At 64.6% G+C, this 22,136-nt stretch carries 25 protein-coding genes; 4 read left to right on the top strand and 21 right to left on the bottom strand.

Annotation, left to right across the window (positions count from 1 at the left end):
• Positions 1-4: 4 nt before the first annotated feature.
• The 20 genes from JQ566_RS26800 to motA all read right to left on the bottom strand — a co-directional run bounded on the left by JQ566_RS26800 (position 5) and on the right by motA (position 16,104).
• Positions 5-679 (bottom strand): hypothetical protein, encoded by a 675-nt coding sequence (locus tag JQ566_RS26800; protein WP_212377984.1) that lies wholly within the window; start codon positions 677-679, stop codon positions 5-7.
• Positions 676-2,301: a flagellar basal-body MS-ring/collar protein FliF gene (fliF, locus tag JQ566_RS26795; protein ID WP_212377981.1), complete on the bottom strand. Its 1,626-nt coding sequence runs from the start codon at positions 2,299-2,301 to the stop codon at positions 676-678. Before fliF ends, JQ566_RS26800 begins: the two co-directional genes overlap by 4 nt.
• A gap of 300 nt (positions 2,302-2,601) precedes the next feature.
• The gene (locus JQ566_RS26790) at positions 2,602-3,516 is read right to left on the bottom strand and encodes a flagellin N-terminal helical domain-containing protein (protein ID WP_157281905.1); all 915 of its coding nucleotides are present in this window, start codon (positions 3,514-3,516) and stop codon (positions 2,602-2,604) included.
• Positions 3,517-3,792: 276 nt separating this feature from the next.
• A complete protein-coding gene (locus JQ566_RS26785; protein WP_212377979.1) occupies positions 3,793-4,701 on the bottom strand; it encodes a flagellin N-terminal helical domain-containing protein in 909 nt (302 codons plus the stop codon).
• 265 nt (positions 4,702-4,966) lie between these two features.
• The gene (gene fliP, locus JQ566_RS26780; protein ID WP_212377977.1) at positions 4,967-5,707 is read right to left on the bottom strand and encodes a flagellar type III secretion system pore protein FliP; all 741 of its coding nucleotides are present in this window, start codon (positions 5,705-5,707) and stop codon (positions 4,967-4,969) included.
• The gene (locus tag JQ566_RS26775) at positions 5,704-6,147 is read right to left on the bottom strand and encodes a flagellar basal body-associated FliL family protein (protein ID WP_212377975.1); all 444 of its coding nucleotides are present in this window, start codon (positions 6,145-6,147) and stop codon (positions 5,704-5,706) included. Before JQ566_RS26775 ends, fliP begins: the two co-directional genes overlap by 4 nt.
• A 42-nt stretch (positions 6,148-6,189) precedes the next feature.
• Positions 6,190-6,897 carry a flagellar basal body L-ring protein FlgH gene (gene flgH / locus JQ566_RS26770; RefSeq protein WP_212377973.1) on the bottom strand — a complete coding sequence of 236 codons (708 nt, stop codon included), beginning with the start codon at positions 6,895-6,897 and terminating at the stop codon, positions 6,190-6,192.
• The gene (locus JQ566_RS26765) at positions 6,898-7,668 is read right to left on the bottom strand and encodes a MotE family protein (protein ID WP_212377971.1); all 771 of its coding nucleotides are present in this window, start codon (positions 7,666-7,668) and stop codon (positions 6,898-6,900) included.
• Between the two features lie 67 nt (positions 7,669-7,735).
• On the bottom strand, positions 7,736-8,866 hold the full coding sequence (gene flgI, locus JQ566_RS26760; protein WP_212377969.1) for a flagellar basal body P-ring protein FlgI: 1,131 nt from the start codon (positions 8,864-8,866) through the stop codon (positions 7,736-7,738).
• On the bottom strand, positions 8,863-9,339 hold the full coding sequence (gene flgA / locus JQ566_RS26755) for a flagellar basal body P-ring formation chaperone FlgA (protein ID WP_212377968.1): 477 nt from the start codon (positions 9,337-9,339) through the stop codon (positions 8,863-8,865). Before flgA ends, flgI begins: the two co-directional genes overlap by 4 nt.
• A 13-nt stretch (positions 9,340-9,352) precedes the next feature.
• Positions 9,353-10,141 carry a flagellar basal-body rod protein FlgG gene (gene flgG, locus JQ566_RS26750; protein WP_212377966.1) on the bottom strand — a complete coding sequence of 263 codons (789 nt, stop codon included), beginning with the start codon at positions 10,139-10,141 and terminating at the stop codon, positions 9,353-9,355.
• A gap of 18 nt (positions 10,142-10,159) precedes the next feature.
• Positions 10,160-10,489: a flagellar hook-basal body complex protein FliE gene (gene fliE / locus JQ566_RS26745; protein ID WP_212377964.1), complete on the bottom strand. Its 330-nt coding sequence runs from the start codon at positions 10,487-10,489 to the stop codon at positions 10,160-10,162.
• Positions 10,490-10,491: 2 nt separating this feature from the next.
• Positions 10,492-10,908 carry a flagellar basal body rod protein FlgC gene (flgC, locus tag JQ566_RS26740; RefSeq protein ID WP_172786962.1) on the bottom strand — a complete coding sequence of 139 codons (417 nt, stop codon included), beginning with the start codon at positions 10,906-10,908 and terminating at the stop codon, positions 10,492-10,494.
• A gap of 11 nt (positions 10,909-10,919) precedes the next feature.
• The gene (gene flgB, locus JQ566_RS26735) at positions 10,920-11,321 is read right to left on the bottom strand and encodes a flagellar basal body rod protein FlgB (protein ID WP_212377962.1); all 402 of its coding nucleotides are present in this window, start codon (positions 11,319-11,321) and stop codon (positions 10,920-10,922) included.
• 64 nt (positions 11,322-11,385) lie between these two features.
• Positions 11,386-12,471: a flagellar biosynthesis protein FlhB gene (flhB, locus tag JQ566_RS26730; protein ID WP_212377960.1), complete on the bottom strand. Its 1,086-nt coding sequence runs from the start codon at positions 12,469-12,471 to the stop codon at positions 11,386-11,388.
• Positions 12,472-12,484: 13 nt separating this feature from the next.
• Complete coding sequence (locus tag JQ566_RS26725; protein WP_157281925.1) at positions 12,485-13,525, bottom strand: flagellar motor switch protein FliG; 1,041 nt, start codon at positions 13,523-13,525, stop codon at positions 12,485-12,487.
• Between the two features lie 2 nt (positions 13,526-13,527).
• Positions 13,528-13,902, bottom strand: coding sequence for a flagellar motor switch protein FliN (gene fliN / locus JQ566_RS26720; protein ID WP_027572802.1), 375 nt, complete (start codon positions 13,900-13,902; stop codon positions 13,528-13,530).
• A 75-nt stretch (positions 13,903-13,977) separates the two neighbouring features.
• Positions 13,978-14,289 (bottom strand): hypothetical protein, encoded by a 312-nt coding sequence (locus JQ566_RS26715; protein ID WP_027572803.1) that lies wholly within the window; start codon positions 14,287-14,289, stop codon positions 13,978-13,980.
• Positions 14,270-15,211, bottom strand: a complete 942-nt coding sequence (locus tag JQ566_RS26710; protein ID WP_212377958.1) for a flagellar motor switch protein FliM — start codon at positions 15,209-15,211, stop codon at positions 14,270-14,272. The genes JQ566_RS26715 and JQ566_RS26710 overlap by 20 nt, the downstream gene beginning before the upstream one ends.
• Positions 15,208-16,104 (bottom strand): flagellar motor stator protein MotA, encoded by an 897-nt coding sequence (motA, locus tag JQ566_RS26705; RefSeq protein WP_212377956.1) that lies wholly within the window; start codon positions 16,102-16,104, stop codon positions 15,208-15,210. The genes JQ566_RS26710 and motA overlap by 4 nt, the downstream gene beginning before the upstream one ends.
• Before the next feature lie 142 nt (positions 16,105-16,246).
• On the opposite strand from motA, the gene JQ566_RS26700 reads away from it, so the two are divergent.
• The 4 genes from JQ566_RS26700 to JQ566_RS26685 all read left to right on the top strand — a co-directional run bounded on the left by JQ566_RS26700 (position 16,247) and on the right by JQ566_RS26685 (position 20,594).
• A complete protein-coding gene (locus tag JQ566_RS26700; RefSeq protein ID WP_212377954.1) occupies positions 16,247-17,035 on the top strand; it encodes a DUF1217 domain-containing protein in 789 nt (262 codons plus the stop codon).
• A gap of 3 nt (positions 17,036-17,038) precedes the next feature.
• Positions 17,039-17,767, top strand: coding sequence for a flagellar basal-body rod protein FlgF (gene flgF, locus JQ566_RS26695; protein ID WP_027572807.1), 729 nt, complete (start codon positions 17,039-17,041; stop codon positions 17,765-17,767).
• Between the two features lie 42 nt (positions 17,768-17,809).
• Complete coding sequence (gene fliI, locus JQ566_RS26690; protein WP_212377952.1) at positions 17,810-19,135, top strand: flagellar protein export ATPase FliI; 1,326 nt, start codon at positions 17,810-17,812, stop codon at positions 19,133-19,135.
• Between the two features lie 823 nt (positions 19,136-19,958).
• A complete protein-coding gene (locus JQ566_RS26685; protein WP_212377950.1) occupies positions 19,959-20,594 on the top strand; it encodes a MarR family winged helix-turn-helix transcriptional regulator in 636 nt (211 codons plus the stop codon).
• Positions 20,595-21,686: 1,092 nt separating this feature from the next.
• Here the strand turns inward: JQ566_RS26685 and JQ566_RS26680 are convergent.
• Positions 21,687-22,136: porin (locus JQ566_RS26680; protein ID WP_212377948.1), on the bottom strand; the 450-nt coding region annotated here is incomplete at its 5' end.

Genomic DNA, 22,136 nt, shown 5'->3' with positions numbered 1-22,136 from the left:
CGGACTACCGGCGCGCTTCCTTGAGGCGTTCACTCCAGGCGGAGATCTGCGTCTCGATCACGGTCTGGTCGGCCACGACTCGAACCTCGAGGGTGTCGGCAGCCTCGTACGCGATGCCCGTTCGCCTGGACGCCTCGAGCTGCGTCTTCACGAGGTCGAGCAGCTCGCTCGGGCCGGTGACCTTGAACACCGGCGCCGGAGAATTGCCGGTCAGTGCCGCAACCTGCTCGACCAGCGATTCGATTGCCTTGTCGCGCACCGCCTCGGCGAGGAACGGCAGCAGGATCCGCGCAACGGAGCTTGCGATGTTGGTCTCGATCTCGCGGCAGGCCGCCTCGAAGCCGCTGACGATCGCGACCGCCTGCTGGTCGGACCATTTGGCCCGCTCCTCGCCGAGCCGGATCGCGCTGCGAACGCGTTCCTCGGCGAGCTTGGCTTCGCCCTCCGCGACGCCGGCCGCATGGCCGCGCCGATAGGCATCATCCAGGAGATTGACCGGCGGCGCTTCCGTCGCGGGCGCCGGAGACGGCGCCTGAACCTGCGGTTGAGGCTGCGGCTCGCGCCGGGCTTCCTTCGGCCTGGTCAGCACGTCCTGGATTTTCGGCGGCGGAGGCGGCGGCGACTTGACCCGGCCATTCGCATCGAACTGCGTCAGGAGTTTTCCGATTGCCGCGTTCATGCCGCCTCCTCGCGCCGCATCCAGTCTTTAAGGATCGCTGCCGCCTGCATCTGATCGAGCCGGACGATCTGCTCCAGCCGCTTCTGCGGCGTTCGCTGCATCTTACCTTCGAGGTCTTCGACGAGGTTGAGCTCGGCCTCCTCGCCGTCGGCCAACGCAAGGGCCGCCGAAGCCTCGAGCTGGGCGGCCTCAGCCGCCTCGGCCTGCTCCTGCTCCGCGCGATGGGTCAGAATGCCGTTGACCGCGGGCCGCAGCCCGAACCAGACCAGCATCGAAGCAACGGCCAGGATCGTCACCGCGTTGATCACGCTGCCGAGCTGCTTGTTGATCATCTCGACGAAGCTGATCGGGGGCACCGGTGCCAGCTCACGCGAACCCTCGATGAAGTCGACGGCCGTCACCTGGATCTGATCGCCGCGCGCCTTGTCCAGTCCGCCCGCCGTCGCCGCGAGCTGACTGATCTCGGCGAGCTTGCTGTCGACGATGGCCTGGTTGCTCTTGTCGCCGAGATCGGCGACCAGCCGCGCGCGGTTGACCAGGACGGCGATGAACAGCTTCTTGACCGAATAGCCGTCGCTCACCGTCGTCGTGGTCTTGGACGAGACCTCGAAATTGGTGACGTCCTCGCGGCGGGTCTTGTCCTCGCTGGAGTTCTTGCCGCCGCCCGCATTCACCTGCTGGTCGGGGAGATTCTGCTGCACCGTGGTCGGCGTCGAACGGTCGGCGTTCTGCGATGATTCCTTCTCGCGCACGTTCCGCACCGAACGCTCGGCGCGGTTCTCGGGATCGTAGACCGTCTCGTTGATCTGCCGCTTGTCGGTGGACAGCTGCGGAGCGACACTCACCTCGAAATTGTCGAGGCCGAGATACGGCGTCAGCGCCTTGCGGATGTTCTCCTGCACCATGCCGCTGACCGTCTTCTGCAGGCTCGCCATCTTGGTCGGCGCGGCGCTGGCCTCGTCCTCCTCGGCGAGCAGCATCGATCCGTCGGCGTCGAGCACCGTCACCTTGTCCCGGCTCATGCCGGGGATGGCGGCGGCGACGAGATGACGGATCGACTGCGCCGTGCGCGCCTCGATCGCGCCGTCGGTGCGCAGCACGACCGATGCCGAAGGCGGCTGCTGCGTCGCGCGGAACGAGCCGCGCACCGGCAGCACGATATGCACCCGCGCCGCCTTCACGCCCTTCATCAATTGGACGGTGCGGGCGATCTCGCCCTCGAGCGCGCGCAGCTTGGTGACCTCCTGCATGAACGAGGTCAGCCCGAGCGAGCCGATCTTGTCGAACAGCTCGTAGCCGGAATTGGCGCTGGTCGGCAGCCCCTTCTCGGCAAGCAGCATCCGCGCCTGCATGGTCTGGCTTGGGCGCACCGAGAGCGCGTCGCCGGCCGTATTGACGTCGAAGGTGACGTTCTGCTCGCGCAGCGCCGCGCCCATGCGCGTCACGTCTTCGCGGGTGAGGCCGGTGTAGAGCGTTTCGAACTCCGGCCGGCTGAGATAGTAGGCGCCGCCGACGACGGTGACGAGAACTGCAAAGCCGATCAGCCCCAAGGCCATCAGGCGCCGCGGCCCAAGCTCCAGCAGATTGTTGAGCAGTTGCTGTACCTGCGCACGACTGAGCATATGACCTCGTACCAATGCGAACGTAGAGGACACTCAGCTGCCAACCTTGTCTGAAGGTTGCGCAAGGCCACCAATGTGTCGGTTCGCGGGCGAGGCGTTGCAATTTTACAAGAAGCCGACCAATCAGCTTGGCAGCCACAAGCGGACGCTCGGGCGCATGGCGGCGCGAACGGCTGCGGCGTGTCGCAAGAAGTCTGACGTCGGGAGGTCGATTGCCGGCACATCTTGTGCCGTCGCGTCCGCCGATCACGGCGGGGACCGTGCTCCCTGAGGGAGCACGGTCGTTTTCGAAAGCGCCGCTTAGCCGCGGAACAGCGACAGGATGCTCTGGCTGTTCTGGTTGGCGATCGAGAGCGCCTGAACGCCGAGCTGCTGCTGGGTCTGCAGAGCCTGGAGGCGGGTCGATTCAGCGTTCATGTCGGCGTCGACGAGCTGACCAACGCCGCGATCCACGGAGTCCATCAGGGTCTTGACGAACTCCGAGTTGGTCGAGATGCGGTTCTTGACCGCGCCGAGATCGGCAGCGGCCGAGGCCACCGAGTTGATCGCGGCGGTGACCTGCGCGATGTAGGCGTCGAGCGTGGTCTGGTCGGCCGCCGAGTCGGTCAGCGCGGAGATGTTGATCGTGTCGACCGAGGCGCTGCCGGCCACGGTGTCCAGGATGCCGGTCTGCGTGGTGGAGTAGAGCGTGTAGTTGGCGGTCGTCACCGTGATCGAGCCGATGGTGGGCGTGCCGCCGACACGCGAGTAGGACGACACGAGGTTGAAGCTCGTCGGGGTGGTACCCGTCGTCGTGCTCAGCCAGTTGATGCCGTTGAAGGTGGCCGAATTGGCCTTGAGCTTCATGTCCTGCTGGATCTGGGTGATGTCGGCCTGGATCTTGGTGCGGTCGATACCGGCAGTCTTGGCTTCGACCAGCAGCGCCTGGAGCTTGGTCAGGCCGGATTCCTTGTCGCCGATCACCGAGGTCAGAGCGGTATATTCGGTGTCGACGGTCGCGGCCGACAGACCGAGCGAGTCGGAGACCGCGGACAGCGCGGCGTTGTCGGAGCGCATCGACGTCGCGATCGACCAATAGGCGGCGTTGTCCGAAGCGGTGGACACGCGCTGGCCGGTGGAGATCCGGTTCTGGGTGGTGGCGAGTTGCGTGCTGACAGACCGCAAGGTCTGGAGCGCGGTCATGGCGGAGGAGTTGGTGAGAAGACTAGAACCCATTTTGATGTCCCTTTGAAGATTGAATCGAGCTTGGGGGACATACCGGGCTTGCACCGGTACGACAGAACGGCGTCATGCCTTTGGGCTTTCCGCAAAACGCGAGTTCAAGGCCCAATCTGTCGTAACGGCGAGGTTAGCGAGCGAAGCTTGTGCGAGGCTTGTGGCTCTGTGCTCCAGCTGCAACAGGTAGCCGAAATGACGGCGGGCGCAGCGTCACGCCAAACGAAAAGGGCCGCGCTTCGCGAGAAGCGCGGCCCTTCTCCGATGATCTAAGTCTTAGCGGAACAGCGACAGGATGCTCTGGCTGCTGTTGTTGGCGATCGAAAGCGCCTGAACGCCGAGCTGCTGCTGGACCTGAAGGGCGGCCAGGCGGGTGGATTCCGCGTTCATGTCCGCGTCGACGAGCTGGCCGACACCGCGGTCAACCGAGTCCATCAGCGACTTCACGAACTCCGTGTTGGTCGAGATACGGTTCTTGACGGCACCGAGATTGGCGGCGGACGCGGCCACCGAGTTGATGGCGGTCGTGACCTGCGCGATGTAGGCATCGAGCGTGGTCTGGTCAGCTGCCGAGTCCGTCAGCGCGGAGATGTTGATCGTGTCGACCGACGCACTGCCGCTCACGGTGTCCAGAATGCCGGTCTGGGTGCTGGAGTAGAGCGTGTAGTTGGCGGTCGTCACGGTGATGGAGCCGATGGTGGGCGTGCCGCCGACGCGAGAATACGACGACACGAGGCTGAAGCTCGTCGGTGTGGTGCCGGTCGTCGTGCTCAGCCAGTTGATGCCGTTGAAGGTCGCGGCATTGGCCGTGCTCTTCATCTGTTGCTGGATCTGGGTGACGTCCGCCTGGATCTTGGTGCGGTCGATACCGGCGGTCTTGGCCTGGACCAGCAGCGACTGGAGCTTGGTCAAACCGGAGTCCTTGTCGCCGATGACCGTGGTCAGGGCGGTGTACTCCGTGTCGACGGTCGCGGCCGACAGACCGAGCGAGTCGGAGACGGCGGAGAGCGCGGCGTTGTCGGCGCGCATCGAGGTGGCAATCGACCAATAGGCGGCGTTGTCCGAAGCGGTGGCCACGCGCTGACCGGTGGCGATCCGGTTCTGCGTGGTGGAGAGTTGCGATCCCACAGACCGCAGGGTCTGGAGTGCGGTCATGGCAGTCGAGTTCGTAAGCAGGCTTGACATTGCGAATGTCCCTTTTTTGTACGCGATACATTTTCACGAGGGGACATACCGGGCTTTCACCGGTACGGAGGGACGGCATCATGCCTTTGGACTGATGTGGGTGGGGTCCAACCCGCCGTGCCGCATTGCTAGCACGCCGAATCTTGCCTCCAGATTAAGGCTCAGCCCAATTCCGCAGTAAAATCATATGGTTAACATTACCCGCCGCTAACCATAACCGACACGTTTCGCTTAACCATAACCAGCGGCTCGGCGATCGCGGCGGCTACGAGAACGACCGCACCAGTCCGGAGGCCAGCAGGTTCCAGCCGTCGATCAGCACGAAGAACAGCATCTTGAACGGCAGCGCGAGGATCGTCGGCGGCATCATCATCATGCCCATCGACATGGTCAGCGTCGCCACGATCATGTCGATCACCAGGAACGGCAGGATGATGAGGAATCCGATCTCGAACGAGCGCCTGAGCTCGGAGATCATGAAGGCCGGAATGATGACGCGCAGATCCACGCGCTTGTCGTCGAACTTCTTGCGGAAGCTCTCTGCGGCGAGCGCTTCGAAGGTCTGGAGATCCTTGTCGCGGACATGAGCCAGCATGAACTCGCGGAAGGGATCGGTGATCTTCAGATAGGCTTCCTCCTCCGAGATCTCGTTCTTCATCAGCGGCTGGACGCCGCTCTCCCAGGCCCTGTCGAAGGTCGGCGCCATGACGTAGAAGGTCATGAACAGCGCGAGACTGATCAGCACCAGGTTGGCCGGCGTGGTCTGGAGGCCGAGACCGGCGCGCAGGAACGACAACGCCACCGCAAATCGCGTGAAGCTCGTCACCATGATGAGCAGCCCCGGCGCCACCGACAGCACCGTGATCAGTGCCATCAGCTGGATGATCCTGCCGCTGGTCGAGCCGTTTCCGGGCGGCAGCAGCGAATTCAGGTCCGGAATCTGGGCCAGCGCCGCTTCGGGCAGCACGACCAGAACCAACGCGAGCAGCAGGACTCTCGCTCTCACTGGATCACCAGCGTCTCGATGATCAATTCGCGGACCTTGCCCGACGAGCGGATGTTGGCGCGCTCGGTCAGGTCGTCACGCAGATGCTGGAGCCCGCGCGAGCCCTCGAACTGCGCAACCGTCGTCGACCGCAGATAGGTGACGATGTCCTCGCTGATGTGGGCGGCCAGAATGCCGGCATCCTCGTCGCTCATGCTGTCAGTCACCATGGAGGCCTCGATGCGCGCCCAGTTGTTGGCCGGTGCGGCGAGATTGGTCACGATCGGAGATAGTTTCCGGAGCCGCGCACTGCCGGCGTAGCTCGACGCCATCGGCGGCGGTGTGGCGCTCTTCTTGGCATCGGCAACGCGCTCGGCGGTCGCGATCAGATGCAGTCCGGCAAGGGCGCCCGCACCGATCGCGATCAGGGTCAGCACGACGATGGCGGCAATCAGGCGCATGGCGTCCCCTGCCGTCGCTGTGCGACCCGATCGGCGCCAGCCTCAGAATGGTGCCACGGCGTCATAGATCCGGTGTCCCCATCCAGGCTGCTGCACGTCCGACAGATTTCCGCGCCCGCCATAGGACACGCGCGCCTCTGCGATCTTGTCGTAGGTGATCGTGTTGGCTCGCGAGATGTCGCGCGGACGCACGATGCCGCCGACATTGAGCACGCGCATCTCCGTGTTGACGCGAAATTCCTGCGATCCGCTGATCATCATATTGCCGTTCGGCAGCACGTCGGTGACGATGGCCGCGATCGACAGCTTGATGTCCTCGGTGCGATCGATCTGGCCATTGCCCTTGATCTGGGTGTTGGTGCTGAGATTGGCGTTGGCTGAACCCGTGTCGTTCCATCCGGCCACGTCCATCAGCCAGTCGAGCCCGAACTTGATCTGCGAATCGCGGGAGCGGCCGGTCTTGTTGTCGAGCTTGGCCTTGTCCTGCATCGAGATGATCACCGTCACGACGTCACCGGTGCGCCGGGCGCGGGGATCGCGGTAGAGATCGGTGCCGTCGTCCCAGGTCGAGCGATAGCTGACGGGCGTGCGCATGCGCGGCGTCACCGGGATCGGATCGGCCTGCGTTCTCAGGCCGCTCCCGACCGGCGACAGTCGCGGGCCGGTCAGGACTTCGGCGGGATCGTGGTAGCATCCGGCTAGGGGCACCGATGCGAGCGCGAGCGAGAGGATGAGGATCGGCTTGTTCATCTATTTGGTCTTTCCGTCATCCACGCGACGCATGCCGCCGAGCAGATCGGCGAGGTGCGCCGCGCGTGCCGTATCCATCTCATTGAAGATCGCGCTCGAGCTTCTCGGGCTGAGCTTGGCGAGCACGGCGGCGGCGGTCTCGTCGGCCATGCCGGCGATCTGGGTCGCCGCAGCTTCGGGCTTCATGCGCGAATAGATCTCGACCACGCTCGCTTCGGCTTTCTTCAGGAAGTCGTCGCGCAGCGCCATCCACTTCTCGTATTCGGCGCGCTTGGCCTCGACTTCGGCGATGCGCTCGCGGAGCAGGGTCTCGGCCTTCTCCAGCTCCTTGAGCTGCCAGGCCAGCCTTGCGTCGACGGCGGGATCGGCGACGTTGCTGCAGAACAGGGCGATTTCGTTGTCCGGGGCCGGCGCAGCCTGCTGCGGCGCAGCCTTGGGCGGTGCCGTGACGCTGCCGGGCTTGGCCGGACGGACCGGCGCGGACGCAGGCGCGGGTGTCGGCGCCTCCGGAGCCGGCACCGCACCGGTGATCGCCGGTCCTGAATCTTCGGCCGCCCATGCCGTCGCCCGGACCGCGGCATTGTCGCCAGGTATCGCGGTGGCCGGCGGCTGCGGCTTCTGCGGTCCGGCCGCGCGGGCGCGCGCGAAGGAGAGCAGGTTGAGCGGCTTCGGCGGCTTGGCCTCGTCCAAGGCCAGCACGGGCGAGGCGCTCGCGAGCACAGAGGCCGCGGCCAGCAGGAGGAGTTTGGCTTTGTGATCCAGCTTCAACATCGGGCCGCGTGCGATTCTCGCTTCAGACCTGAGCATTGAGCGACCAAGCTTGCACGACGCTTGTGCATCATTGCACGATGACGTCGGCCTGGAGCGCGCCTGCGGTCTTGATCGCCTGGAGGATCGCGATGATCCCTGAGGGCTTCAGGCCGATCTGGTTCAGCCCGCGCACCAGGCGCTGGAGATCGACCCCGCTCAGGATCGCCACCTGCGATCCGGCCTCGTTGGCCTCGACCACCGTCTGCGGAACGACCACCGTCTGTCCTCGCGAGAACGGCGCCGGCTGCGACACCACCGGCATTTCCGTGACGCGAACCGTCAGATTGCCGTGGGTCACGGCAACGGTCGATATTCGCACGTCGCGCCCGATCACGACCGTGCCGGTGCGCTCGTTGATGACGACCCGCGCCGGCGTGTCCGGCTCGACCGCCAATTCGCCGATCTCAGCGAGGAAGCGGACAGGGCCGATATTGCGGGGCTTCGACAGCACGATGGTGCGGTAGTCGCGCTCGAAGGCAATCTGCGCGCGGTAGCGACCGCCGGCGTAGCGGTTGATGGCGTCGAGGATGCGCGTTGCAGTGACGAAGTCCGGGTTCTTCAGCTGTAGCACCAGGAACTCCATCTCGTGGAGGCTTCCCTGCACCTCGCGTTCGACCAGCGCACCGTTCGGGATGCGCCCAGCCGTCGGCGTGCCCTGGCTGACGTTCTGCGCCTGGCCTCCAACGCTGTAGCCGGCGACCGTGATCGCGCCCTGCGCCACGGCGTAGACGGCGCCGTCCGCCGCGCGCAGCGACGTCATGACCAGCGTGCCGCCGAGCAGCGATGTCGCATCGCCAAGCGACGACACGGTGACGTCCATGCGCTCTCCGGGCCCGATCGAGGGCGGCAGGTCCGCGGTTACCATCACCGCCGCGACGTTGCGCGTGCGCAGCGTCGTCGGACGCGGGGGGTTGTTGGTGCTCGTGGTCTCGTTCCTGACGTTGATGCCCATGTTCTCGAGCATCGATTGCAGGGACTGTTCGGTGAACGGAGCGTTGCGAAGCGTATCGCCTGTGCCGTTCAAACCGATGACGAGGCCGTAGCCGACGATCTGGTTCTCGCGCAGACCCTTGATGTCCGCGATGTCCTTGACGCGGACGGCGGCCTGGGCGCTGGCGGACGACATGAGCAGAACTAGCGCAAGCAGGAGCCTGGTCATGACCCGTCCACGACCTTGACGGTGCCGTCCGGCTGGACGACGCCTCTGATGATCACCCCGGTGTCCGTATTGCGCACCGGGATCAGCGCGCCGGCCGCACCCGACTGCATCGCCGAGCCGTAAGTGACGATGGACAGGCCGCTGTCTTCGACCACGACCTTGACCATGGCGCCGCGGGCGACGGTCCAGGGGTCCTCCACCGCATTGGTCGGGATCGGCTGGCCAGGCAGCAGCGCGCGCCGGGCCATGCGGCCGACCAGCACCTGGCGTCCTTCGATGAACATGGCGACGCCGAGCAGGCTCGGCGCGAAGGCGCGCTCGGTGATCATCTCCTCCCGGATCAACTCGCCGGCGCGGATCGAGACGGCCGGCACGGGAAGCCGCTTCTCCTCGGCCGCAGCGATCCGCGCCGCGGCGAGAACCAGCAGCACGGCGGCCAACCCGCGCATGATCAGGCCCACCCAGTTCAACATCGAGACACCGGAACTAGCGCATGCCCTTCGAGACCGTCTGGGCCATTTCATCCGAGGCCTGAATGACCTTGGCGTTCATTTCGTAGGCGCGCTGCGCCGAGATCAATTCGGTGATTTCCTTGACCGGGTCGACGTTGGAGGCTTCGAGCCATTTCTGGTTGATCTTGCCGTAGCCGGCATCGCCCGGCAGACCAACGACCGGCGTGCCGGACGCCGTGGTCTCGCGATAGAGATTGCCGCCCAGCGGTTCGAGGCCCGCTTCGTTGGCAAAATTGGCGAGGTTGAGCTGGCCGATCTGCCGCGGATTCACTTCCGTGTCGAGCTTGGCAAACACCTGTCCGGTCTGGTTGACCGTGACCTCGACCGTGCCTTGCGGCACCGTGATCGCAGGGTCCAGCAGATAGCCGTCGATCGTGACGAGCTGGGCGTTGGCATTGGTGTTGAACGAGCCTGCGCGGGTGTATTGCACCTCGTTGTTCGGGCCGAGCACCTGGAACCAGCCGCGACCGTTGATCGCCATATCGTAGGGGTTGCCGGTCTGCGTCAGCGCGCCCTGGATGTGCAGCTTGCGGATCGCCGCCGACTTGACGCCGAGACCGAGATTGGCGCCTTCCGGGATCGGCGAGGAGCCGTTGACGTTCGCGACGCCCTGCATGCGGTCCATCTGGTAGAACAGATCGGTGAACTCCGCGCGGGCCCGCTTGTACGAGGTCGAGTTGATGTTGGCGATGTTGTTCGCGATGACTTCGATGTTGGTCTGCTGGGCGTTCATGCCCGTGGCCGCAATGGCGAGCGATTTCACTTATCTCACTCCTTCAGATCAAATCGACATCCGGACGACTTCCTGGTAGGCCTGCACGACCTTGTCGCGAACCGCGACCGCCGTCTGCAGGGCCTGCTCGGCCGACATCAGCGCCTCCACGACCTTGCGCGTCGATTCCTTGCCCTGCATCGCCGAGATCGACGCCGCTTCGCCCGCCTTCAACGTCCCGATCGCGTCAGTCGTCACCTGCTTCATCACCGACTCGAAGCCGACATCTTCGCCAGTCTGGATCGGAGCCGTGGCAGCGGGCGAGATTGCCTGCGTCTCGGTGGCGCGGGTCGCCGCCTGTCCTGCGGAGACCGCCGTGGATGAAATCGCCTCAAGCATTGTCAGCTCCTTAGGAGGTCGATGCTCATGCCGAGCATGGACCTCACCTGCTTCACGACCTGGAGATTGGCTTCATAGGACCGGTTGACCTCCCGCATGTCGGCCATCTCGATCATCATGTTCACGTTCGGCAGCTTGACGTAGCCGGCTTTGTCGGCAGCGGGATGCCCCGGATCGTACTCGACACGGTACGGCGTGGTATCGACCCCGATCTCCTTGACCTTCGCGAGCTGCGCGCCCGAGGCGCGGTCCATCGCGGCGTCGAAGGTGATGGTCTTGCGCTGATACGGATCGGCGCCGGCGGCACGCCCGGTCGAGGTGGCGTTCGCGAGGTTCTCCGAGACGATGCGCATGCGCGTCGACTGCGCTTCGAGCCCGGAGCTCGCGACCGTCAGAGAGGCGCTCAGTGAGTCCAGCATGTCAGTTCACCTCAGGCCTTTGCACTCGACAGAACCATGCGATGGAACGACCGCACGATCGCCGCGTTCATCGAATAGTCGCGATTGACGTCGTTGCCCTTGATCATTTCCTGCTCGAGGCTGACGGAGTTGCCGGAGTGAACCACTTCCCAGCTGTCCTTCTTCGCGGTCGCCCGCGTGTCGGTCTCGGTTGCGGACAATTGCATGTGCGACGGCGACGTCGTCGCAAGCCTGACCGGCATGCCGTCGAGCACCTTGCTGAACGGCTCGACGTCGCGCGCCCGAAAGCCCGGCGTGTTGGCGTTGGCAACGTTGGTGGCGATGGTCGACTGGCGCAGTTCGAGGTACCGCGCTTGCGACGATGCGAGTTCGAAGAGATAAAGCGGTCCCACGACGGCCCCATTCTGATCCATTCGGGACAAGCCTAGGGTGTTAAGCTTTCGTCAAGCTGATGCGCGAAGCACCATCCTCGGAAATCTACTGAACCTTCTCGGGCCGCGGCGTCTGCTTGGATTGGAGGAAGTAGATGATCTCGGCGACGGGCCGGAAGAATTCCGCCGGGATCACCTGATCGACCTGGACCGCCTCGTAGAGCGCGCGCGCCAACGCCTTGTTCTCGATGACGGGGATTCGGTTCTGCTCGGCGACTTCGCGGATCTTCAGCGCGATCACGTCCATGCCCTTGGCCACCACGAGCGGCGCAGCGTTTTCCTCGCGCTTGTAGCGCAACGCGATCGCGACGTGCGTCGGATTCGCAATCACCAGCGTCGCGCGCGAGGCCGCGGCGATCATGCGTTGGCGCGAACGGTCGCGCGCCAGCGAGCGCAGGCGCGCCTTGATCAGCGGATCGCCTTCCGCCTGCTTGTGCTCGTCCTTGATCTCCTGCTTGGTCATGCGCAGCTCGCGCCGCCAGTGGAAGCGCGCCCAGGCGAGGTCGATCGCCACCAGGACGATGGTCGCGATGCAGATCGCCGAGACTATGCGCATCGCGATATTGAGAATCATCTCCGGCAGCGCGACCGGATCGGTGTACATCGCCTCGAACGCCCTCGCTTCGGACGAGCGCAGCACGAAGGCGACGACGGCGGTCACCGCGGCGAGCTTGAACAGCGACTTGGCGAACTCGATCAGGCCCTGCGTCCCGAACAACCGGCTCCAGCCGCTGACCGGAGAGATTCGCGACAGGTCCGGCTTGATGCGCTCGAGCACCAGGCGCGGCGCGTTTTGCAGCAGCGAAGCGGCGAGCCCGAACACCACCAGGATGACGACCAGCGGCACCAGGAACCGCAGGGCCTGGAGGCCGACCACGGTGAGCAGGTTCTGCGCGTCAGCGCCGGTGCTGAGCGGGAAGCCCTCGGGATCGTCGAGCAGGCTCTTCAGCGTCGGCGTCAATTGCTGCACGCCCTGGCCGATCAGGAACGCCTGGATCACCATCAGCGCGGCCATCGAGGCGAAAATGGACGCCTCCCGAGAGACCGGAATCTTGCCCTGCTCGAGCGCATCGCGGACTTTCTTCTCGGTCGGCTCTTCTGTCTTGCTCTCCTGATCGGATGTTTCTGCCATGCCCGTTCAGCGGTCAGCGGAAGACCAGCTCATCCTCCTGCTCGGGGTTGAGCTCGATTTCGCCCTTCTCCGCCAGTTCAAGCGCGAGGTCGGTGATCACGCGGCGCGCCTCCAGCACGTCGCGCTGGTTGGACGGCTCGCCGATGGCGAGCTCGTGCTCGACGACACGGCGGACGCGCGAGGCGACCGAGGACAGGATCAGCTCGCGGAAATGCTTGTCGGTGCCCTTCAGCGCAACGACGATGCGATCGGTCGGCACCTGGTCGAAGATCATGGTGCGCGCCTTCGGCGTCAGGTTGACCACGTCGTCGAAGGTGAACAGCAGCTCCTTCAGCACTTCGGCCGACTTCGGCCGCTTCTCCGACAGGCTCTTCAGCATGTCCTCGATATGGCCGCGTTCCATCTTGTTGATGATGTCGGCAACGCGGGCGTAGGTGTCGGCGCCGAGGTTGCGGGCGAAGTTCAGCGTCAGGTCCTCGTGCAGCGTCTTCTCGATGATGCGCATGGCGTCGTCGACGATCGGCTTGAGGCTCAGGACACGCCGCATCAGCTCGTTGCGCAGGCTCGAGGGCAGCTGGCTCATGACCTTGGCAGCGCAGGCCGGCTTGACCTTGGACAGGATCAGCGCCGCGGTCTGCGGATGCTCCTTGGACAGGTAGCTCGCCAGCGAGTTCTCCGACACCGACGAGACGCGGTCCCACACCGACCGGCTCGAATTGCCGAGTAGGTCCGACATGATCTGCGAGACCTGGTCGGCCGGCAGCACGTCGCCGAGCACGGCCTCCAGACCGCCGAGCGTGCCGAGGATGTTCGCGCCCATCGAGAACTGCTGGGCGAACTCCTCGACTATACCCTCGAGCTCCTGCGCGGTGATCGGCCGCAGCTCCGCCGCCGCCTTGGTGACGATGCGGATCTCCTGCGGCTCGAACTGCTGCAGCACGCTCGCCGCCGCCTGCCGGCCCATCGCCAGCAGGAGCGCGGCGACCTTTTCCGTGCCGCCCAGCGTGGTAACGCCTCGCTGCTTGACGGGAGCGATGCCGACCGGTGCCGCCATGGTCAGGTATCACCCTGCCCCAGCGGTCCGACGATCTCCGTGAGCGAGACGCCGAAGCGGGAATTGTCCTCTTCGACGACGACCACCTCGCCACGGGCGACGATGCGGCCGTTGACGACGACATCGACGGGCTCCCCGACCCGGTGATCGAGCGGAACCACCGCGCCGCGGCCGAGCTTCATCAGGTTTGCCACCGGAATGGTCGCCGATCCCAGCACCACCTGCATGGTGACGGGAATGCGCAGGATGGCGTCGACATTAGCGAACTTGCCGGTCTCCTCGGCCGTGCGCTGGGCGATCTCCGCCAGCCGCTCCAGCGGAGACGTCTCGGCCTCTGCCGATGCAGGTGCAGACTCATAGTCGAAGGATTGCGCCATTTGCTATCGCCTCTTGGTATTTCCGCTCCCGGAGCGCCGTAGCGTTCCGATCGTATCGTTCTGCCGGCTTCGGCTTCAATGCTTGTTCAGGTCGGCGCCTGCGGTCGCGGCGGGTGCGAGCCCGCTCCGCGCATCGAGCGCCGCGATCGCCTCGTGGGCCTGATCGATCTTCGTGCTCAGCACGTTGGCGAGCCGTCCGAGATTTGCGGTGGAATCGTGCGCCGCGGTGATGACCGTGTCGAAGGCGCCCGCCGTCTCGTGCACGATGGTCGAGAATTCGCCCTGATAGCTGCGCAACCGCGCCAGCTCGCGGTGCATCCTGGTCACCCGCATGCTGGTGAAGGCGAGCGCAATCAGCAGCACGACATCAACGAGATAGGATATCATCGACGAACTCCCGCTTCTGATCGACGGGATCTGCCACCTGCATGGCGTAATAGCCATCAAGCTGGCCGATCTGACACCAGAACAGCACCTGATTGTTGCTTTCGAGACGGGCCAGCGTGCGCGGCGTGGCCTCCAGCTCGAGCACCTGTCCTACCTTGAATTTCACGACGTCCTCGAGCAAAATCATCTTCTCGTCGAGCACCGCGCTCAGCGTCACCTCGGTCCGGTGAACCTCGCTCTCCATCTGCTCGCGCCAGCGCGGATCGGTCGCGCGGCCGTCGCTGACGACGACGTGAGCAAGCTTCTGCCGCAGCGGGTTGAGCGCGGAGTGGGGAATGATCAGGAACATCTGGCCGCCGCGGTAGAGTGCCTGCACCATCATGTTCGCGCAGATCGACATGTTGCTGGCGCGCCCGATCGCCAGCGAGGCCATCGCCGTCTCGACCCGCTCCACGCGAAAGGTGACGTTCGAGGTGCCGGCGAAGGCGGATTGCAGCGCCTTGGCGAACCGTTCGAACAGCGCCTGCACCAGGCGAAGCTCGATGTTCGAGAACGAGCGCTCGACGTCGAGCGGCGGCTCGGCGCCGTCGGAGCCGAACATCGCCTCGACCATCGTGAACACGAAGTCACGGTCGAGCATGATGATGACGCGCGAGTCCCACTGCTCGGCATAGAGCACCGCCGCAACCGCGTTGGCCTCGTAGTCCTTGATGATGTCGCCGACACGGTCGTTGGTGATGCCGTTGACCGAGAAATAGCAGGGCGTTCCGGCCATCGGCTGCAGGCTGTCGGTGCACGATGCGGCCATGCGATCGAAGATCACATTGAGCATCGGCATACGATCGATCGATATGCCGGCGGCGTCCAGCAGGTAGTTCGGCAGCTGCTTGCGCTGATCGACTTCGGCGTCTTCCATCATCATGCGCGCGCCGCCTTGGGTTCAGCATCGGCAACGACGGTCTTGGGACCTGCGATCGTCTCGTTCTCGACGACGTCGATCGAGGGACGCTCGCTGCTGGAGATCATCTTGCGGCCGTGCTCGACCGCGATCTGCGGCATGGCGCCGTTCATGAACGCCAGCAGCGTCTGCTTGACGATGATGTAGGGCCGGCACTTCTTCTCGCGCGTCATCTTGATCTTGATCGCGAAGGGCGAAATGATGCCGTAGGACAGGAAGATGCCGGCGAAGGTTCCGACGAGGGCGGCGCCGATGAAGCCGCCCAGCAGCTTCGGCGACTGGTCGAGCGCGCCCATCGCCTTGATGACGCCGAGCACCGCGGCGACGATGCCGAGCGCCGGCATCGCCTCGGACACCGTCACCAGCGCATGATAAGGCGCCAGCTTGCCCTTTACGATGGTGTGGATCTCCTCGTCCATCAGCGCCTCGATCTCGTGCGTGCGCGCGTTGCCCATGATGATGAGACGGACATAGTCGCAGATGAACTGAAGCAGCGAGGGGTCGCCGAGCACGCTGGGGAATGCCTTGAAGATCTCGGACGACGAGGGATCGTCGATATGCGCCTCCACCTCGTTGCGGCCCTTGCCCCGCAGCTCACGCATCAGGGCATGCAGCGCCCCGAGCAGGTCGAGGTAGTAGCGCTGTCCCGGCACCGCGTTGGTGATGGCCTGCATGCAGGCGACCCCGCTGTCGACGACCGTCTTCCACGGATTGGCCACGATGAAGGTGCCGACCGCGGTGCCTATGATGATGACGAATTCCCACGGCTGCATGAGCACGGCCAAGTGCCCGCCCATGGCGGCAAAGCCGCCGAGCAGCGCCGCTACCGTGATGAAAATCCCCACGAAACTGCCCAACACGCCGCTCCATCGCCGATCCCACCGGGAATACCTAGTCGGCGACGCTTGCGCGAAGCTGGCTTCTTCCTCGCCAGCCCCGCGCAAGCAATTGGCGGCAGCTTGAAGCGGTGTCGCAACGGCGGCCAGAGGGGCGCGTGTCATGCTATCCACCATCGCGGACTATACCAGGCTGACCAAGGACATGGGCAAGTCGCTGACGCAGGTCGCACAGCAGCCGGACGTCAGCCGCGAGACCGATTATTTCCTCAGCCATATCGGCAAGGTGAAGACCATCGACGATTTCCTGAAGGACTATCGTCTCTATTCCTACGCGATGAAGGCCTATGGCCTCAGCGACATGACCTATGCCAAGGCGTTCATGCGCAAGGTTCTGACCGAGGGGGTTGCGAGCAAGGACGCCTTCGCCAACAAGCTGACCGACACCCGCTACCGGCAATTCGCAACCGCCTTCAATTTCGCCGCCCTCGGCGACAAGGCGACCCAGACCGCCGCGGCCACGACCGGCACCGCGACCCAATACGTCACGCAGACGATGGAGGAGAAGGCCGGCGATCAGAACGAAGGCCTGCGTTTGGCGTTGTATTTCACCCGCAAGGCTTCCACGATCACGACCGCCTACCAGGTCCTCGCGGACAAGGCGCTGACGCAGGTGGTGCAGACCGCACTCGGCCTGCCGGCGACGATCAGCTCGGCCGATATCGATGCCCAGGCCAAGATGATCGCGAGCAAGATCAACCTCACCGACTTCCAGGACCCCGCCGAGGTGACCAAGTTCGTGCAGCGCTTTGCGGCGATGTGGGATGCGACCCAGGCCCAGAGCGACAGCTCGACCAATCCCGCGCTGGTCCTGATCGCCGGTGCCGCGACGTCGATCAGCATGGATACCAACATGCTCACGACACTTCAGAACATCAAGTTCAACAGGTAAGTCATGCAATCGGCTCTCTATGTGGGACTGTCGGCGCAGGTCGCCCTCGAAAAGCGCCTCCAGACGATCGCCAACAACGTCGCCAACGTCAACACGGCGGCGTTCCGCACCGACGTGGTGAAGTTCGAGACCGTGCTGTCCAAGGCGGGGCCGACCCCGGTGGCGTTCTCCTCGCCTGGCGACAACATCATCTCGCGCGAGATGGGCAACATCACCGAGAGCGGCAACCCGCTCGACGTCGCGGTGGTCGGCCAGGGCTGGATCGCCTTCGCCGGTCCGAACGGCACGGTCTACACGCGCGACGGCCGACTCCAGATCGCCCCCAACGGCGATCTTCAGACCGTGAGCGGCTTCCCCGTCGTCGATTCCGGCGGCGCGCAGATCACGCTCGATCCGAACGGCGGACCGATCTCGATCGCGCGCAGCGGCGCGATCACCCAGGACAACAACGAGATCGGCACCATCGGCCTGTTCAACATTCCGGCCGACGCCAATCTCGAACGTTACGGCAATTCCGGCGTGACACCCGACCGGCCCGCGACCGCCATCGCCGATTTCTCCCGGGACGGCTTCAAGCAAGGCTATGTCGAGGGTTCCGGCGCCAATCCGATGCTCGAATTGACGCGGCTGATCTCGGCCTCGCGTGCCTTCGACGGCACCAACTCGATGATCGAGGGCACCGAGAGCTCGCTCCAGAACGCGATCCGGACGCTCGGCGAGCCCGGCAAGTAGACTGCGCCTCGCGCGCATTGAGATTGAGGTTGGACGGTTTCCTTGAACGCTCTTCGGCAACTCGAGTGGGCGCTGCTGGAGCTTCAGCAGAGCACTCCCATGGCAAGCGTCAGCGGCGCGATCTCCGAGATCGCGCCGACGCATTTCCGCGTCTCCGGCCTGTCGCGCTTCGTCAGGCTCGGCGAGCTCATCGGCGTCAATTCGGCCGGCAAGCGCCAGATCGGCGAGGTGGTGCGGATCGACAGCGACGGCATCGTTGCCAAGCCGTTCGACCGGCAATTTGCCGGCGGGCTCGGCTCGGCCGCCTACCGGATGCCGCCTCTGTCCTTTGCGCCCGATCCGAGCTGGAAGGGCCGCGTCATCAACGCCCTCGGCGCGCCGCTGGACGGACAGGGTCCCCTCACCCAGGGATCCCGGGCGGTCTCGGCGGAGGCGGAGGCGCCGTCGGCCATGAAGCGCGCACGCGTGCACAGGCCGCTGCGCACCGGCGTGCGCGTCATCGACCTGTTCGCGCCGATCTGCGCCGGCCAGCGCGTCGGCATCTTTGCCGGATCAGGCGTCGGCAAATCGACGCTGCTCGCGATGCTCGCCCGCAGCCAGGGTTTCGACACCGTCGTGCTGGCCCTGGTCGGCGAGCGCGGCCGCGAGGTGCGCGAGTTCATCGAGGACGTGCTGGGTCCCGACCGGCACCGCGCCGTCACAATCGTATCGACGGGCGACGAAAGCCCGATGATGCGGCGGCTGGCGCCGAAGACGGCCATGGCGGTCGCGGAATATTTCCGTGACCGCGGCGAATCGGTCTTGCTGATGGTCGATTCGATCACTCGGTTCGCCCACGCCGCCCGCGAGGTCGCGCTCGCCGCAGGCGAGCCCGCGGTCGCGCGCGGCTACGCGCCGACGGTCTTCACCGATCTGCCGCGCCTCCTGGAGCGCGCCGGGCCCGGCGAGGAAGGTTCCGGCACGATTACCGGGATCTTCTCCGTGCTGGTCGACGGCGACGATCACAACGAGCCGATCGCGGATACGATTCGCAGCACACTCGATGGACACATCGTGCTCTCCAGGCACATCGCCGACCAGGCGCGCTATCCAGCCGTCGACGTTCTGGCCTCGGTCTCCCGACTCGCCCATAACGTCTGGGACCCCGAGGAGCGCGAATTGGTGAGCAAGCTGCGCGCCATGATCGCGAAATACGAGGACACGCGCGACCTTCGCCTGATGGGTGGATATCAGTCGGGGCGTGATTCGGGCCTCGACCAGGCGGTCGAGATGGTTCCGAGAATCTACAGCGCGATGCGGCAAGGCGCTTCGGCTCCGCCGAGCGCCGATCCGTTCCGCGAGCTCCGGGACATGCTCAAGGGCGACTGACCGGTGGAGAGCGTGAGGCGGCGCGCGAGGCGTCTCGCCGTCCATTCTGCTCGTGGTTTTCGACAGCAGATTGCGCATGTCGCCACGCTTCCAGCGCATGCGCGCGCACATCCGTCACCGATTTCCGTCGTGATTCCCGTCCACCGTTCGGGTGAGCGCAACGCGCAGCCGCGGTGCAAGCGATCGAGCGGACGGTTCCGCAAGCACGGCAACAACAACCGGCACGTGTAATTCCTGTGAGTTCCCCCGGCGATTCTCCGACAGAGCGCACAAGTTGTGGATGACGTGCCGGCAAACATGATCGTCGTGCACAAGCTTCGATCAATTTGCGTCAACGACAGACAACAACGTGCCGTGCAATCAAACCTTCGTGGAGTTGAGCGCATGCTGCTCGGTAGGCAGCGTATTGCGTTCACCATCATGTGTCCCGAACAGCGAGATTGCCTTGAACGTTACATTCACTTGCAACGACATCCAGTCTCCGCGAGGGTCTCTACTTGATTTTGTTGAGAAGCTCATTCATCGTTTCCGCGGAATACAAGAAACGTCTGCTTGTGACTTGAACTTTGGGGGCTTCGGTTGAACTACTCCGATCCACCGTCTGCCGGCGACGGCAACCCGGGCTCCCGCGCGACGACGCTGTTGGCATGCCATCGGCGACGCAACCTCTCGCTCCGGACGATGCGACGCCCATCAGCCAAGATCCGACGCGTTGCGGTCCGTGCCTTTGAACGAGAGTTCGACACGACATGCTGGTCGGACACTCAAGGCGCGAAGCGGCTTCGGGACGCCGCAGACGAAGTTCCGGGGACGAGGTAGATTCATGCCATTGGCGCGAGAAGCCGTCGAGCTGCTGGTTCAGGCGGCGAGGGCTTGGTATTTCGAAGGCAATCAGCATGGATTGCGCGATCGGGAGTGGATGGCGCTGCGCTTTCTCGGCCGCGCCAACAGGTTTTCGCGCACCCCGTCCGCGCTGGCCGGCTTCATCGGCGCCACCCGCGCGACTGCATCGCAGATCGTGAAGACTCTGGAGAGCAAGTCCTTCCTGGTGCGAAAGCCGTCGCATGAGGACAAGCGTTCCGTCGTCCTGCACGTCACCGCTCAGGGCGAGAAATGCCTGAGCCAGCACGACCCGATCAACCACGTGGTGAATGCGGTCACGGCGCTCGGAACCGACGAGTGTATCAGGCTGCGCGACTCTCTCCGCGAGATCCTCAATCATCTCGACGCCGCCCATCAGCGGCTCGATGCCAGCATCTGCCGGGACTGCATGTTTCTCGCAGAGCGCGGCCCGGGCACCGGCAAGGGACGTGGAACCGCCGAATTCATGTGCCGGCTCTATCGTGCTCCGATCTCGCTCGCGGAGACCGAACTGCTCTGCACCAGTTTCGAGCGCACGCGTGACCGCCCCAAGATCGAGCAGCATCTCGACCGCGCGCGCGTGGCGAGCCAGGGGTGAGGCGCGTCCAGGGTCGGAACGGACAACATCGGTAAGGCCAGCGGAGAGAGGCCGTGCCAACATCCATCGTTGGCAACTCTCGCGTCCCGGACAAGCTGCAACGCGTGAAGCGTTGCAGTGCCGAGCCGGGACCCAAAAAGCACACGGATTGCTCTCGGAGACATGGGCCCCGGCTCTGCAGCGCATCGTCGAAGGGACGCTGCGCTGCGTCCGGGGCACGAGAGCGAAATTGCTCTTCGCATTCGAATTCAAATCGCAGGCACACCTTCGCAGTCTCGCGGCTTAATTCGCCCGAGCTTTGCTTAATCTCGCCACCCTCTAAATCAAGAGGGCGCAGGGAAGGCCGGGTGCAGACTGGCACCCGCGGTCTGCTGCGCAAAAGGCACACGCAGAAAACCGCACAGCAGCATACAGGTGTAGCCGTACACACGGCCTTCCCTGCGCGATGGTCGGACGGCTTATGCCATGCTCTCCCGGGAGCCGAGTTCGTTCTGGCCTCCCTCACTTTCACGAAAGTCGCCGGCGCCGCGCCGGTTGACGCGATCACCGCCTCCGCAAGAGCTTGACCGTAGCAACGACGGCCAGGACCACACGGTTTTGCCGTACGCACGGCCCGCCATTTCGCCGCAGTTTTCCCAGCCCCGTCGACGGAGCCGGAAACTTACAGACGAGACGAACCTGACAGCGCCGTTCGTCCGCACGCAGTTTCGGGCTCACGGAGAGCAATCCGCCCTGCCCGCACTTCTCGTACACGACGCTGCCGCGTCCACCGCAAGCCCAGCTCGCGAACATGACGACCACACGATCGCCCCTCAAGAATGAGCCGGGATGGGCGATGCATACGCCATTTCCGAATTTCGGTAAAGCGGAATATTTTTACGTTGCTGGATTGACAGAGGGCGACACAGGGCCGAGACCTGTAGCCCGGATGGAGCGAAAGCGTAATCCGGGACAGTGCGAAATGCCGGAGCAGCCCCGGATTACGCTTTCGCTCCATCCGGGCTACAGGGGCGTCGGATATCACGCAGAATGCGCACAAAAAAACACCCGGCGGTTTCCCGCCGGGTGCTGGTCGAAATGCTTCGACAGGTCTTACCAGTTGCGCTGAGCGCGGAGGAGCAGGGTGAACGAGTCCTGATCCTTGAGCTCATACACTGCGGTCGGCTTGGCAGTGTTAACAGCCGGGCTGAGAACAGCCGTGCCCGAATACTTCTGGTCCAGATGGGTCCAGTTGAAGTCTGCCGAGAAGGTCAGGTTCTTGACCGGAGTCCAGCGGGTGATGACACCGATCTGACCGATGGCGAAGTCAGGGTTACAACCCGTGACACCCGCGAGGCCGCCGAACACGCCGCCAGCACCGCCAGCGCCGCAGAGCGTGGTCTTGGCGAGGGTGCCGAACTGGGCCTGAGCGTAGGCACCGTAGAGTGCGGTGTTCCAGTACGGATCCCAGTTGTGGGTGTACGCGCCACGGAAGCCCCAGGTCTTGACCGTCTCCTGCTGCGAGCCGGTGACGAACACCGTGTCCGGAGCATTGGCGAAGCC

This window comes from Bradyrhizobium sp. SZCCT0231 (assembly GCF_018130245.1).
In the GTDB taxonomy this organism is placed as follows: Bacteria; Pseudomonadota; Alphaproteobacteria; order Rhizobiales; family Xanthobacteraceae; genus Bradyrhizobium; species Bradyrhizobium japonicum_F.
Note: the sequence above shows the minus strand (reverse complement) of the source record. Positions and strands in the feature narration are given on the sequence as shown.